This window comes from Streptomyces sp. DSM 15324, from assembly GCF_001514285.1.
Lineage (GTDB): Bacteria > Actinomycetota > Actinomycetes > Streptomycetales > Streptomycetaceae > Streptomyces.
Genome location: NZ_KQ949033.1, coordinates 105,098 through 119,224 on the forward strand (window position 1 = coordinate 105,098; position 14,127 = coordinate 119,224).

Here is a 14,127-nt window from a genome sequence, read left to right on the forward strand (position 1 = left end):
CCGGGCCACCGTGCCCGTTCCGCTCGTTCCGCTCGTTCCGCCCCTTCCGCCCGGACCCGCGTGCGCCGGTCTCCGGGTTGTCCGAAAACCTCCCCGGAATTGTCCGTGGTCCGTAACGAAGGGATCCCGCAGCCCTGGTTCCTCGTCCTGCCAGGTGGTCGGAAGGCGACCGACGGTCGACGGGCAACTGCGGGAAAGTGGGCGGACATGGCGCGGCACGGCAACGGGCGGGGCTGGTACGGCAAGGTGGTCGGGGCGGCGCTCGGTGTGACGATGCTGGCCGCCGGCGCCTCGGTGTGGACCGCCCAGGCCGGGGCCGCCGGTGCCGGGTCCTCCCGGGCGGAGAGCTCCGCCAAGCCGGGCGGGGCGGTCAAGCCGGTGGACGTGACCATCGCGCACGCCTCGGACAAGGGGGCGCGGGGGGTCAACATCACCATCGACGACGGCCCCGACCCCGCCTGGACCCCGCAGGTCCTCGACGTGCTGGAGCAGTACGGGGTGAAGGCGACCTTCTGCATGGTGGGCACGCAGGCCGAGGCCCACCCGGACCTGGTGAAGGAGGTGGTCGCGGCCGGGCACCGGCTGTGCGACCACTCGGTGTCGCACGACACGGCCATGGACAAGAAGTCCGAGGCCTACCAGTCGCAGCAGATACTCGACGCCGAGCGGATGATCACCAAGGCGTCCGGAGGCGTCCGGCCGATGTACTACCGGGCGCCCGGCGGCGCCTTCACCCCGTACAGCCGGGGGCTCGCCGCCTCCCGCGGCATGCGCCCGCTGGGCTGGAACGTCGACTCCAAGGACTTCGAGCGCCCCGGAGCCGACGCGATCGTCACCACCGTGGAGCGGGAGCTGCCCAACGGTCCGACGATCCTCTTCCACGACGCGGGCGGCGACCGCTCCCAGACCGTCGAGGCGCTGCGCCGGATCCTGCCGTGGCTGAAGGAGCAGGGCTACTCCTTCGGCTTCCCGGTGCGCTGAGGGCCGACTCACGGGCCCGGCGCGAGGTAGGCCAGCAGGGCGCCGGCCCGGGCCGGGGTCCAGGAGCGGGCGTAGGCGGGCGGCGTCCCGCCCGGGGGGACGAGGGCCGCGACGGACCGGCTCCGGGCGGCGCGGCCGATGGCCGCCGCGGTGGTGTTGGCGTCGTGGCCACCGGTGGCGGCGGACGCGCAGCCCGTGTAGTAGGCGAGCGGGACGTAGTCGTGTCCGGTGAGCAGACAGGGCGGAGTGACGCCCAGGCGGTGCAGCGCGGCCGCGGTGCGGGCCCACTCGCGGTGGGCGGCGGTGGTGCGCCGCACGGTGTGGGCCAGCACCACGAACTGCGCGCTCAGATGCGCGGCCAGAGCGAGCGTCACCAAAGCGGCCGTCAGCCGCCGCCGGACCCGGCCCGGCGCCCGGACGGCGTGCACCAGGAGATCGGCCACCGGCACGGCGAGCAGCGCGTAGGCGGGCAGCAGGAACCGGGGGGCCGCGTAGCCGATCAGGAAGAGGTAGGGGAAGGCCGCCGAGGCGGCGCAGGCCAGCGGTACCAGGGTGCGGGCCGGGCGCCGGGCGCGGACGGCGACGACGGCCGCACCGGCGGCGAGCAGCGGCAGGGTCCACCACCACAGGGTGAGCACGAGGGCGGGCAGGTCCCCGGTGCACGGCCGGCACAGCGTACGTCCCGCCAGGGCGCGCGCCTGGTCCGCGACGGCGGGGTTCCAGCCGAGGCCGCCCTGGATGCGGGAGGCGTCGGACAGGCGCCGGGCGGGTCCGCCGTAGGACAGGTACGCCTCGATCACCCACTCGGCGGCCCCGAGGACGAGCCCGCCGACCAGTGCCAGCAGCGGCGCCGGGCGCCGCCACCGCCGTACCCCCACCAGGAGGACGAGCAGGGGCAGAGTCGCCCAGACCGCGTCCGCGGGGCGCATCCAGGCCATGAGCGCGGCGCTCAGCGCCAGCCCCCACAGCGCGGTCCGGGAACGGGGGCGCAGGACGCAGCCGGTGGCGGCCAGGGCGCCGACGGCGACCCAGTAGTTGGGCATGGCCTGCGGGCCGTAGAACAGCGTCACCCACAGGGTGGCGAACAGCGCGCCGGCGGTCGTGAGCACCCGGGCGGGGAAGAGACCGCGCCAGGCGCGCAGGGCCAGCAGCAGCCCCAGCCCCGACAGGACGGCCAGATAGGTCCTCAGCAGCACGACGGACGACGACCAGGCCGCGACCGGCGCCACCAGCAGCGGGACGCCACGGGCGCGCGGGGCGCTGAAGAACGCGGCCGGGGCGTGCGGGGAGACCTGGCTGACATAGACCGACTCGTCCCAGCCGAGCCCCATCCCCGGCCGTACGAGCAGGAGTTGGGCCAGGGTGAACGCTGCGGCCACGGCCAGGAGGCCGGCGTCCCCGCGCGACGACCACCCGGAGCGGTCGTGCGCCGGGGAGCCGGTCCTTCGCGCGCCGGTCAGGGTGGTCCGCGGGCTGTCACTCACGGCTCACCACCGTTCCAGCCGGGTGGCGGACGGGCCTGCGGGGCGGGCCGAACGGCCCAACGGCGGCGTCCGGCGGGCGCCCGCAGCCGCGCTCGGGGCAAGGCGGCCGGAGCGTGCCGGGAAGAACTAGTGATTTCACCGATACGCGGCGTCTGACCTGCTGTTTCGGGTGCGGCGCGGGGCCGGTGAACGAGGTCACATTCTCGGCGAGGGCAAGGTCACAGCCGCGCCCTCTGCTGCCCCTTTGTCCCTCTGGCCTACCATCCGAGCATGACGGTCCTGCCTGACGACGGGCTTGAGCTGGCCGCCGAGTTCCCTGACTCCACCCACGAGCAGTGGCAGCGCCTCGTCGCGGGCGTGCTGCGCAAGTCGGGCAAGGACGTCGAGGGTGCTCAGGCCGAGGAAGCCCTGTCCACCGCGCTCGAGGACGGGCTGCGCACCCGTCCTCTGTACACCGCGCACGACACCGCGCCCGAGCCGGGTTTCCCCGGATTCGCCCCCTTCGTACGGTCCGGCCGGCCGGAGGGGAACACGCTCGGGGGGTGGGACGTACGGCAGCGGCACGAGGTGGCCGACAACGGTGCGGTGCTCACGGACCTGGAGAACGGCGTCACGTCCCTGTGGCTGGTCGTCGGCGAGGCGGGCATCCCGGTGCCGTCGCTCGCCCCGCTCCTGGAGGGCGTCTACCTCGACCTGGCGCCGGTCGTCCTGGACGCCGGCGCCGACGTGGAGCCGGCCGCGCGGGAGCTGCTGCGGCTGTACGCGGAGCGCGGCGTCGGCAAGGACGCGGTGCGCGGCGGTCTGGGCGCCGACCCGCTCGGGCACGAGGCCCGCACCGGGCGGGCCACGGACTTCGGGCCGGCCGCCGGACTGGCGCGGCTGTGCGCCGAGGAGTACCCGGGCCTGCGGGCGCTGACGGTGGACGCGCTGCCGTACCACGAGGCGGGCGGCTCGGCCGCCCAGGAGCTGGGTGCGTCACTGGCGACGGGTGTCGCCTATCTGCGCGCGCTGACCGAGGCCGGGCTGAGCGTCGAACGGGCCTGCGCCCAGCTGGAGTTCCGCTACGCGGCGACCGCCGACCAGTTCCTGACGATCGCCAAGCTGCGGGCCGCGCGCCGGCTGTGGGCCCGGGTGGCCGAGGTGTGCGGGGCGCCCGCCGCGGGCGCCCAGGTCCAGCACGTGGTGACCTCGCCGGTGATGATGTCGCGCCGCGATCCGTGGGTGAACATGCTGCGCGCGACCGTCGCCACCCTGGCCGCCGGCGCGGGCGGGGCCGACGCGGTGACCGTGCTGCCGTTCGACGACGCGGCCGGGCTGCCGGACGCGTTCGCGCGCCGGATCGCCCGCAACACCTCGACGATCCTCATCGAGGAGTCGCACCTCGCCCGGGTGATCGACCCGGCCGGCGGCTCCTGGTACGTGGAGCGGCTCACGGACGAACTCGCTCGGGCGGGCTGGGAGTTCTTCCGCACGATCGAGCGCGACGGCGGCCAGGCGGCCGTGCTGCGCTCGGGCCGGATCCGTACCGACCTGGCGACGACCTGGGCGGAGCGCTCCAAGCGGCTCGCCAAGCGCCGTGAACCGGTCACGGGGGTCAGCGAGTTCCCGTTCCTGGCCGAGAAGCCGGTCGTGCGGGAGAGCGCCCCCGCGCCCCGCTCCGGCGGGCTGCCGCGGGTGCGCCGCGACGAGGCGTTCGAGGAGCTGCGGGCCCGTTCGGACGCCCACCTCGCCGCGACCGGGTCCCGGCCGCGCGTGTTCCTGGCGGCGCTCGGCCCGGCCGCGGCGCACACCGCGCGACTGACCTTCGCCGCCAACCTCTTCCAGGCCGGCGGCATCGAGCCGGTCACGGAGGGCACGTTCGAGGAGAGCGGGGCCACGGAGGCCTGTCTGTGCTCCAGTGACGCGCTGTACGAGGAGCAGGCGGGTTCCGTGGCCGGGCGGTTGAAGGCCGCGGGTGCCACGCGGGTGTTCCTCGCCGGGCGTCCCGGGGAGTACCCGGATGTCGACGCGTACGTCTTCGCGGGCTGTGACGCGGTCGCCGTCCTGTCCGCCACCCTCGACCGCATGGGAGTGTCCTGATGACCGCCCCTTCCGGCCCCTCCGGCCCCTCCGTCCCCGACTTCTCCGGGATCGAGCTGGGGACCCCGGCCGCCGACGGCGGCGCCGACGAGTGGCGTACGGCCGTGAAGAAGGCGGCCGGCGGGGACGACCTGCTCTGGGAGACCCCGGAGGGCATCGCGGTCAAGCCGCTGTACACCGGGCAGGACCTGGAGGGCCTGGACTTCCTGGGCACCCACCCGGGCATCGCCCCGTACCTGCGCGGCCCGTACCCGACGATGTACGTCAACCAGCCCTGGACGATCCGTCAGTACGCGGGCTTCTCCACCGCCGAGGAGTCCAACGCCTTCTACCGCCGCAACCTCGCGGCCGGCCAGAAGGGCCTGTCGGTCGCCTTCGACCTGCCGACGCACCGCGGCTACGACAGCGACCACCCGCGGGTGACCGGTGACGTCGGCATGGCGGGCGTGGCGATCGACTCGATCTACGACATGCGGCAGCTCTTCGACGGCATCCCGCTCGACAGGATGACCGTGTCGATGACGATGAACGGCGCGGTGCTGCCGGTGCTGGCGCTGTACATCGTGGCGGCGGAGGAGCAGGGTGTGCCGCCGGAGAAGCTGGCCGGGACCATCCAGAACGACATCCTCAAGGAGTTCATGGTCCGCAACACCTACATCTATCCGCCGAAGCCGTCGATGCGGATCATCTCCGACATCTTCGCGTACACCTCGCAGCGGATGCCCCGCTACAACTCCATCTCCATCTCCGGCTACCACATCCAGGAGGCCGGTGCGACGGCGGACCTGGAGCTGGCGTACACGCTCGCGGACGGTGTGGAGTACATCCGGGCGGGCCGGGAGGCGGGCCTGGACGTGGACGCGTTCGCGCCCCGGCTGTCGTTCTTCTGGGCGATCGGGATGAACTTCTTCATGGAGGTCGCCAAGCTGCGGGCGGCGCGCCTGCTGTGGGCGAAGCTGGTCAAGCAGTTCGACCCCCAGAACACCAAGTCGCTGTCGCTGCGCACCCATTCGCAGACCTCGGGCTGGTCGCTGACCGCGCAGGACGTCTTCAACAACGTCACGCGGACCTGTGTGGAGGCGATGGCGGCGACCCAGGGGCACACCCAGTCGCTGCACACCAACGCCCTCGACGAGGCGCTCGCGCTGCCCACCGACTTCTCGGCGCGCATCGCCCGCAACACCCAGCTGCTGATCCAGCAGGAGTCCGGCACCACCCGGGTGATCGACCCCTGGGGCGGCAGCGCCTACGTGGAGCGGCTGACGTACGACCTCGCCCGCCGGGCCTGGCAGCACATCCAGGAGGTGGAGGCGGCGGGCGGCATGGCCAAGGCGATCGACGCCGGCATCCCCAAGCTGCGCATCGAGGAGGCCGCGGCCCGCACCCAGGCCCGGATCGACTCCGGCCGGCAGCCCGTCATCGGTGTCAACAAGTACCGCGTGGAAAACGACGAGGCGATCGAGGTCCTCAAGGTCGACAACTCCTCGGTGCGCGCCCAGCAGGTCGAGAAGCTGCGCCGGCTGCGCGCGGAGCGGGACGAGCGGGCCTGCCAGGACGCGCTGGACGCGCTGACGCGGGCCGCCGGCGGCGAGGGCAACCTGCTGGAGCTGGCCGTGGACGCGGCGCGCGCGAAGGCGACCGTCGGGGAGATCTCCGACGCCCTGGAGAAGGTGTACGGGCGGCACGCGAGCCAGATCCGTACGATCTCCGGCGTGTACCGCAACGAAGCAGGCGAGTCCCCGTCCGTGGAGCGCACCCGCGCCCTGGTGGACGCGTTCGCGGAGGCCGAGGGCCGCCGTCCGCGCATCCTGGTCGCCAAGATGGGCCAGGACGGCCACGACCGCGGCCAGAAGGTGATCGCCACCGCGTTCGCCGACCTCGGCTTCGACGTCGACGTCGGCCCGCTGTTCCAGACCCCGGCCGAGGTGGCCCGGCAGGCGGTCGAGGCGGACGTGCACATCGTCGGGGTGTCGTCCCTGGCCGCCGGGCACCTCACCCTCGTCCCGGCGCTGCGTGAGGCGCTCACCGAGGAGGGGCGCGAGGACATCGTGATCGTGGTGGGCGGGGTCATCCCGCCGCAGGACGTGCCGACGCTCCTCGACATGGGCGCGGCGGCCGTCTTCCCGCCGGGCACGGTCATCCCGGACGCGGCGCACGACCTGGTGGCGAGGCTGGGTGCCGACCTCGGGCACGAGCTGTGATCGATGTCGACGCGTATGCCAAGGGTGTGCTCGACGGGAAGCGGGCGCTGATCGCCCGCGCCATCACCCTCGTCGAGTCCACCCGGCCCCAGCACCGGGCGCTGGCCCAGGAGTTGCTGACCGCGCTGCTGCCGCACAGCGGCCGGGCGCGGCGGATCGGGATCAGCGGGGTGCCGGGGGTCGGCAAGTCGACGTTCATCGACGCCTTCGGCACGCTGCTGACCTCGCTGGGCCACCGGGTGGCGGTACTGGCCGTCGACCCTTCCTCGACCCGGACGGGCGGCTCCATCCTGGGTGACAAGACCCGGATGGAGCGCCTCGCGGTCGACCCGGCGGCCTTCGTCCGGCCCTCCCCCAGCGCGGGCACCCTCGGCGGGGTCGCCAAGGCGACCCGGGAGTCGATGGTCGTGATGGAGGCGGCCGGCTACGACGTGATCCTGGTGGAGACGGTCGGCGTCGGCCAGTCCGAGACCGCCGTGGCCGACATGGTCGACTCCTTCCTGCTGCTCACCCTCGCCCGCACCGGCGACCAGCTCCAGGGCATCAAGAAGGGCGTCCTGGAGCTGGCGGACGTGATCGCCGTCAACAAGGCCGACGGCCCGCACGAACGCGACGCGAAGGCCGCGGCCCGCGAACTCACCGGCGCCCTGCGGCTGATGCACGGCGCCGACCCGTTCTGGACGCCGCCGGTGCTCAGTTGCAGCGCCCGGGAGTCCACCGGTCTGGACACCGTCTGGGAACGTCTCGAACAGCACCGCACCCTGCTGGACTCGACCGGCCGGCTCACCGCCAAGCGCCGGGACCAGCAGGTCGGCTGGACCTGGAGCATGGTCCGCGACGAACTCCTGGGGCGGCTGCACGCCGATCCGGCGGTACGGGCCCTGGCGCCGACGCTCGAACAGCAGGTGCGGGAGGGCGAGTTGACGGCCACACTGGCGGCCGAGCGGATCCTCGGGGCGTTCGGCGGGCCGGTTCAGGCGCCGGCCCGGGACTGAGCCCGTCCACAGGGAAAAGGGCAAGGAGCGTCCGCTCCTCGCCACTCTCAACCTATAGCAGACGCGCTGGCTGTCCCGGTTCGGCGACGCCACCCGGCAGGCCGGGCACTACCGGGTGGGGCGGGTGCTGCTGGCCGGCGACGCGGCCCACATCCACCCGCCGACCGGCGGGCAGGGGCTGAATCTGGGCGTCCAGGACGCGTTCGACCTGGGCTGGAAGCCGGCCGCCGAGATCGCCGGCTGGGCCCCGGAAGGGCTGCTGGACAGTTACCACACCGAGCGCCATCCGGTGGGCGCCCGCGTGCTGGACAACACCCGGGCGGCGATCACACTCCTGGGGACGGAACCGGGGCCGACCGCGCTGCGGGAGCTGTTCTCCCGGCTGATGGACATCGAGGAGGTGAACCGGTACGTGACCGGGATGATCACCGCGGTCGAGGTCCGCTACGACGTCGGCGAGGGCCACGAGCTGCTCGGCCGGCGGCTGCGGGACGTGGCGCTGAAGGAGCGGGGGCGTCTGTACCCGCTGATGCGCGGCGGGCGCGGGCTGCTGCTCGACGGCACCGGCCGGCTCTCGGTGGCGGGCTGGGCGGACCGGGTCGACCATGTCGTCGACGTCAGCGAGGAGCTGGACGTGCCCGCGGTGCTGCTGCGGCCGGACGGCCATGTGGTGTGGGTCGGCGAGGACCAGGGGGATCTGGCCGGGAAGTTGGCCGCTTGGTTCGGCTCCCCGGGCGGATGAGCACTGGACCACCGATCGGGGCACCGCGCAGAATGTGAGCGCTCCCAGCACGTCGTGCCGACGCCCGGAAGAGAGCCGCTGCATGCAGAGCCTGACCAAACGCCGTCTGTCCGCCGCGGAGTTGGACGCCCTCATGCGCGAGGCGACGGGGGTCGGGTGCCGGCTGGAGGCGGAGCTGACCGACGGCTGGTTCAACACCGCCTACCGGGTGCGGTTCGACGACGGCCGGGCGGCGGTGGTGAAGCTGGCGCCGCCCGTCGGCACACCCGTCCTGCGCTACGAGCGGGGCATCATGGCGACCGAGGCGGCGATGTACCGGCGGCTCGCGTCCCCGGCCGGTGCCGGGGTGCCCACCCCCGACCTGCTGTACGCGGGCGAGGAGTTCCTCGCGGTGTCCGTGCTGGAGGGGACGCCGTGGGACAAGGTGGCCGACCTGCTGCCCTCCGCGGCCCAGAGCGCGCTGCGACGCGAACTCGGCCGGATCACCGCCCGGTTGCACACCCTGGTCGCCGAGGACGGCCGGTTCGGCTACCCGGCGTCCGAGTCGGGGCTGTCCGCCCCCGACTGGCGGACGGCGTTCACCGCCATGGTGGAGGCGCTGCTGGCGGACGCCGGACTCTGGCGGGCCGAACTCGGCGCGTCGCACGCGGAGATCAGGTCCCTGGTGGCGGCGGGCGGGGCCGCCCTGGACGAGGTCACCCGGCCGTGTCTGGTCCACTTCGACCTGTGGCCGGGGAACATCTTCGTCAGCGCCTTGGACGCGGCGGGAGCCGTGGGTCCCAATCCCCGGATCACCGGTCTCATCGACCACGAGCGGGCCTTCTGGGGCGATCCCGCCGCCGAGCTGGTCTCCCTGGAGCTCGGCGGGGACGTGGGTCCGGACAGCGATCTCGTCGCCGGGTACCGGGAGGCCGGGGGCCGGCTCGACTTCACCCCCGCCCTCCGGCACCGTCTGGCGCTCTACGGGCTCTATCTGGGGCTGCTGGTGGTGGTGGAGTGCGGCCCGCGCGGCTACGAGGACAGCGACCACCTCGCCTGGTGCCGGACCTATCTGGCCGAACGCGTGGCGGCCCTGCGCGCGCTCGGGGCAGGCGAGCGGGCGGCCGGTCAGGCACGGCCTGGCGAGAAGGCGTAGGGAGGGACACCTCCGGGGGGCGTCGCAGGCCTCCTCGGCCGGCGGCTCGAATTCGTCAACCCGCCAGACAAAAACCTGTGACAAGCATTGACGATTGTCATGGCATTCCTATCATCCAAAGTGTCCGAAACTCCGAGTCGCGTTCGGCATTTCGGACGTGCGTCCCCATGCACCCCGCGCCGACGAGCGTGACCAGCCGCCGCATCCCCCTGGAGTTCGCCATGCCTCCAGCACTGTCATGCCCATGTCCACCTGACCCGAGTCCGTCCGACCCCAGTCCGTCCGGCCCCTTTCGCCCCGTGCGCAGGCTCCTCCCCCGGCCCGCCCGCAGGCTCGTCCTCCACGCGGCGACGAGGGCGGCGGCCTGTCTGACGGCGCTGTGCGCCGCCCTGCTGGCCCTCCTGATCTCACCGGTTCCGGCCTCCGCCGCCGGCTCGGGCCCCTGTGACCTGTACGCCTCGGGCGGCACCGCCTGCATCGCCGCGCACAGCACCGTGCGCGCCCTGTACGGCGCGTACAGCGGCCCCCTCTACCAGGTCAGGCGCGCGTCCGACAACGCCACCAGGAACATCGGCGTCACCGTGGCCGGCGGCCCGGCGGACGCGGCCGCCCAGGACTCCTTCTGCGCGGGCACGACCTGCGTCGTCACCTGGGTCTACGACCAGTCAGGGCACGGCAACCACCTGGGCTACCAGGGACCGGGCGGGGTCGGCGGCTCCGATACGCCGGCGAAGGCGACGAGCGAGTCGCTCACGGTCGGCGGCAGGAAGGCCTACTCCCTCTACATCAACGCCGGGAACAGCTATTGGCGCGACGGCCACTCGACGGGCGTGCCCACCGGCAGCGCTCCCGAGGGGATGTACATGGTCACCAGCGGCACGCACGTCAACAGCGGCTGCTGCTTCGACTACGGCAACAGCGAGACCACCCGCAGGGCGGACGGCCCCGGCGCGATGGACGCCATCAACTTCAGCAAGTCGTGCTGGTTCGGCGGCTGTTCCGGAACCGGCCCCTGGGTGCAGGCCGACCTCGAGTGGGGCCTGTACCCCGGCGGCAGCACCTCCTGGAACCCCAACCAGCGCGCCTATACGAACAAGTTCGTCACCGCGATGCTCAAGAACAACGGGACCTCCCGGTTCGCGATCAAGGGCGGCGACGCCCAGTCCGGCGGTCTGACCACGCTGTACGCGGGTTCACTGCCCGGCGGCTACAGCCCCATGAAGAAACAGGGCGCCATCATCCTCGGCAGCGGCGGCGACTGCTGCAACGGCAACACCAACCTCAGCATCGGCACCTTCTACGAGGGCGCCATCACCGCCGGCTACCCCTCCGACGCGACGGACAACGCCGTACAGGCCAACATCACCGCGGCCGGATACCGCTGAGCCACCGCTGAGCCACCGCTGAGCCACCGCTCAGCCCCCACGACTGCCCGCCCTCGCCCCATTGACCGATCGAAGGAGTGTTGTCATGCAGAAAGCCAAGTTATGGCCCACCGTGATCGCGGCGGTTCTCGCCCTGGTCGCGACCACCGCGGCCGCGGCCCCGGTCACCGGCGGCCGGGGCACCACCCCGGCGGCCGTCGACACGGCCGCGGCGACAGCCGGGTGCGGCAGGGCCCCAGGACTGGCCAGTGGCACCTACACCCTGCAAGTCAACGGCAAGAGCCGCAGCTACATCCTGAAGGTGCCGGACAACTACGACCGCAACCATGCCTACCGGCTGGTCCTGGGCTTCCACTGGCTCGGCGGCACCGCCAACGACGTGGCGACGGGCCGCACCGTGGAGAACGGCACCTGGGCGTACTACGGGTTGCAGCGGCTGGCGAACAACAGCACCATCTTCGTCGCACCCCAGGGCCTGAACAACGGCTGGGCCAACTCCGGCGGTGAGGACGTGGCGCTCACCGACGCCGTGCTCAACCAGATCGACAACGCCCTGTGCGTCGACACCACCCGGCGCTTCTCCCTCGGCTTCAGCTACGGCGCCGCCATGACCTACGCACTGGCCTGTGCCAGGCCCACGGTCTTCCGCGCGGTCGCGGTCCAGTCCGGCGGACTGCTCAGCGGCTGCGCCGGCGGCACCCAGCCCGTCGCCTACCTCGGCGTGCACGGCATCCGCGACTCGGTCCTCGGTATCTCCGGTGGACGCACCCTGCGTGACAGGTTCGTGCGCAACAACGGCTGCGCGGCGCAGAACCCGCCCGAACCCGCACAGGGCAGCCGGACGCACCGCGTCACCGCGTACACCGGTTGCTCGGCCGGGCACCCCGTCGTGTGGGCCGCGTTCGACGAGGGCCACATCGCCGCGCCCCAGGACGGCGCGGGCGGCGACAGCGGCTCGAGGACCTGGGTGCCGGCCGAGGTCTGGAAGTTCTTCACCCAGTTCTGAGGCCCCCCTCCGGCTTCGGCCGGGCGACACCCGCCACCGTCACAGGAGTTCACCCATGTCCACACGACCACGGGCCCGGTCCGTGCGCCACGCGCTGCTCGCCACGGGCGCGGCCGCCGCGCTGACCACCGGAATCCTCACCGGCACCGCCCCCGCCTCCCACGCCGCCGGATCGCTGCCCTGCGACCTCTACGCCGCAGGCGGCACCCCCTGCGTGGCCGCCCACAGCACCACCCGCGCCCTGTACTCGTCCTACAACGGCCCGCTGTACCAGGTGCGCCGCGCCTCGGACAACGCCACCCGCGACATCGGCGTCCTGAACGCGGGAGGCGTCGCCAACGCGGCCGCCCAGGACTCCTTCTGCGCCAACACCTCCTGCCTCATCACGGTCATCTACGACCAGTCGGGGCGGGGCAACCGTCTCACCCAGGCGCCCCCCGGCGGCTTCTCCGGGCCGGCCGCGGGCGGCTACGACAACCTCGCGAGCGCCACCGCGGCACCGATCACGGTCGCCGGCCACAAGGCCTACGGCGTCTTCGTCGCCCCCGGCACCGGCTACCGCAACAACAGCACCAACGGCGTCGCCAAGGGCGACCAGGCGGAGGGCATGTACGCCGTCCTCGACGGCACGCACTACAACGGCGGCTGCTGCTTCGACTACGGCAACGCCGAGACCAACAGCCGGGACAACGGCAACGGCACCATGGAGGCCATCTACTTCGGCAACATCAAGGTCTGGGGCTACGGCAGTGGCAACGGTCCCTGGATCATGGCCGACCTGGAGAACGGCCTGTTCTCCGGCGTCAACCAGCGCTACAACCCGGGCGACCCCTCCATCAGCCACCGCTACCTGACCGCCGTCGTCAAGGGCGGCCCCAACAAGTGGGCCATCCGCGGCGGCAACGCCCAGAGCGGGTCCCTGTCCACCTTCTACAACGGCGTCCGCCCCAACGTCGCCGGTTACAACCCCATGAGGAAGGAGGGCGCCATCATCCTCGGCATCGGCGGTGACAACAGCCACGGCGCCGCGGGCACCTTCTACGAAGGCGTCATGACCTCCGGCTACCCCTCCGACGCGACCGAGAACGCCGTACAGGCCAACATCACCGCGGCCGGCTACGGCAGGTAGCACCCACCCCCGCGACCGCGGCCCGCTCGGGAGCGAGCCGCGGTCCCCGTTCGTCGTGGTCCCGGACGGCGGCGGTCAGCCGAACAGGCGCCGCTGGATCTCCCGCCGGTAGTCCTCCAGCGTCCGGTCGAGGTGTACGGCCGTGGCCTCGGCCGCCTCGTCGGGCCGGCCGTCACGAATGGCGCGGTAGATCGCCTCGTGCTCCTCGACCGCGGCCGCGGTGCCCTCGTTGAAGGTGTCGTGGATGCCGATCGCGCTGGACCGGCGCTGCAGCCTGCGGGCGTCACGCACCGCGCTGCCGAGGAACGTGTTGTGCGAGGCCGCGGCCACGGCGGCGTGGAAGTCGTCGTCCGCCCGGTTGAAGACGTCGACCTCCGCGTGCGTGTACCCGTACCGGCACTGCTGCATGGCGACCTCGATGGCGCGCAGTTCGGCGGGCGTGGCCCGGGTGGCCGCGAAGCTCGCGGCGGCCATCTCCTGAACCCTGCGGAACTCGAACAGCATGAGCACGTGGTCGAGGTCCACGGGCCGGAAGAAGCCGCCCCAGCGGCTGGACACCAGCATGCCGTCGTCGTCCGCGACGAACAGTCCCCGCCCCTTGTGCGCCCGGACCCGGCCGAGCGCCGACAGGATCTTCACGGCTTCCCGGACCACCGCTCGACTGGTGTCCAACTGCTGGGCCAGGTCGTTCTCCGTGGGCATCCGGTCGCCGGGGACCAGACGGGTCTCGGCGATGAACTCGAGGATCCGCTCCGCCACGACCTCGTACCCGGGCCGGTAGTCGCGTCGCTCGTCCGCACCGTTCGCCACTGCTGCCACGGCGGGCGTGTCGTTCATAGGTGCTGCCTCCGGATGACTGCGACGAGGGTGACCGATCGGCCCTGGAGCCGGGCTCATCGTACCCCAGCCCATCAATAAGTCGTACTCATTTTTGGAGATCGCCGGGAAGAGTGCGCATGAGGATTGTGAACTTAGCGACTATTTGCCCTA

At 72.6% G+C, this 14,127-nt stretch carries 8 protein-coding genes and 3 pseudogenes; 9 read left to right on the top strand and 2 right to left on the bottom strand.

The window, feature by feature from the left end; genetic code table 11:
• The first annotated feature begins 207 nt into the window (after nucleotides 1–207).
• Nucleotides 208–981: a polysaccharide deacetylase family protein gene (locus AQJ58_RS30260; protein ID WP_067255899.1), complete on the top strand. Its 774-nt coding sequence runs from the start codon at nucleotides 208–210 to the stop codon at nucleotides 979–981.
• Between the two features lie 8 nt (nucleotides 982–989).
• Here AQJ58_RS30260 and AQJ58_RS30265 read toward each other — a convergent pair whose 3' ends face one another.
• Entirely contained in the window at nucleotides 990–2,465 is a 1,476-nt protein-coding gene (locus AQJ58_RS30265) for a hypothetical protein (RefSeq protein ID WP_067255901.1), read from the bottom strand.
• 270 nt (nucleotides 2,466–2,735) lie between these two features.
• On the opposite strand from AQJ58_RS30265, the gene AQJ58_RS30270 reads away from it, so the two are divergent.
• From AQJ58_RS30270 to AQJ58_RS30305, 8 genes and pseudogenes are all read left to right on the top strand, one after another.
• The gene (locus tag AQJ58_RS30270) at nucleotides 2,736–4,544 is read left to right on the top strand and encodes a methylmalonyl-CoA mutase subunit beta (RefSeq protein WP_067255902.1); all 1,809 of its coding nucleotides are present in this window, start codon (nucleotides 2,736–2,738) and stop codon (nucleotides 4,542–4,544) included.
• Nucleotides 4,544–6,745 carry a methylmalonyl-CoA mutase gene (scpA, locus tag AQJ58_RS30275; protein WP_067255904.1) on the top strand — a complete coding sequence of 734 codons (2,202 nt, stop codon included), beginning with the start codon at nucleotides 4,544–4,546 and terminating at the stop codon, nucleotides 6,743–6,745. Before AQJ58_RS30270 ends, scpA begins: the two co-directional genes overlap by 1 nt.
• Entirely contained in the window at nucleotides 6,742–7,740 is a 999-nt protein-coding gene (gene meaB / locus AQJ58_RS30280; RefSeq protein ID WP_067255905.1) for a methylmalonyl Co-A mutase-associated GTPase MeaB, read from the top strand. The genes scpA and meaB overlap by 4 nt, the downstream gene beginning before the upstream one ends.
• Before the next feature lie 64 nt (nucleotides 7,741–7,804).
• Nucleotides 7,805–8,482, top strand: a pseudogene (locus tag AQJ58_RS30285) (FAD-dependent monooxygenase); the annotation flags it as partial.
• Between the two features lie 82 nt (nucleotides 8,483–8,564).
• Complete coding sequence (locus AQJ58_RS30290; protein ID WP_067255907.1) at nucleotides 8,565–9,617, top strand: phosphotransferase family protein; 1,053 nt, start codon at nucleotides 8,565–8,567, stop codon at nucleotides 9,615–9,617.
• A 425-nt stretch (nucleotides 9,618–10,042) separates the two neighbouring features.
• Nucleotides 10,043–11,002, top strand: a pseudogene (locus AQJ58_RS30295) (arabinofuranosidase catalytic domain-containing protein); the annotation flags it as partial.
• 85 nt (nucleotides 11,003–11,087) lie between these two features.
• Nucleotides 11,088–12,008 carry a CE1 family esterase gene (locus AQJ58_RS30300; protein ID WP_067255909.1) on the top strand — a complete coding sequence of 307 codons (921 nt, stop codon included), beginning with the start codon at nucleotides 11,088–11,090 and terminating at the stop codon, nucleotides 12,006–12,008.
• A gap of 55 nt (nucleotides 12,009–12,063) precedes the next feature.
• Nucleotides 12,064–13,128 (top strand): annotated as a pseudogene (locus AQJ58_RS30305) (arabinofuranosidase catalytic domain-containing protein); the annotation flags it as partial.
• An 84-nt stretch (nucleotides 13,129–13,212) separates the two neighbouring features.
• Here the strand turns inward: AQJ58_RS30305 and AQJ58_RS30310 are convergent.
• On the bottom strand, nucleotides 13,213–13,974 hold the full coding sequence (locus AQJ58_RS30310; RefSeq protein ID WP_067255910.1) for a FadR/GntR family transcriptional regulator: 762 nt from the start codon (nucleotides 13,972–13,974) through the stop codon (nucleotides 13,213–13,215).
• Nucleotides 13,975–14,127: the final 153 nt, after the last annotated feature.

Coding starts and splice junctions, on each gene's coding strand:
- AQJ58_RS30290 (WP_067255907.1), top strand. CDS start 8,565: ATGCAGAGCCTGACCAAACGCCGTCTGTCCGCCGCGGAGTTGGACGCC.
- AQJ58_RS30260 (WP_067255899.1), top strand. CDS start 208: ATGGCGCGGCACGGCAACGGGCGGGGCTGGTACGGCAAGGTGGTCGGG.
- AQJ58_RS30310 (WP_067255910.1), bottom strand. CDS start 13,974: ATGAACGACACGCCCGCCGTGGCAGCAGTGGCGAACGGTGCGGACGAG.
- scpA (WP_067255904.1), top strand. CDS start 4,544: ATGACCGCCCCTTCCGGCCCCTCCGGCCCCTCCGTCCCCGACTTCTCC.
- AQJ58_RS30270 (WP_067255902.1), top strand. CDS start 2,736: ATGACGGTCCTGCCTGACGACGGGCTTGAGCTGGCCGCCGAGTTCCCT.
- AQJ58_RS30300 (WP_067255909.1), top strand. CDS start 11,088: ATGCAGAAAGCCAAGTTATGGCCCACCGTGATCGCGGCGGTTCTCGCC.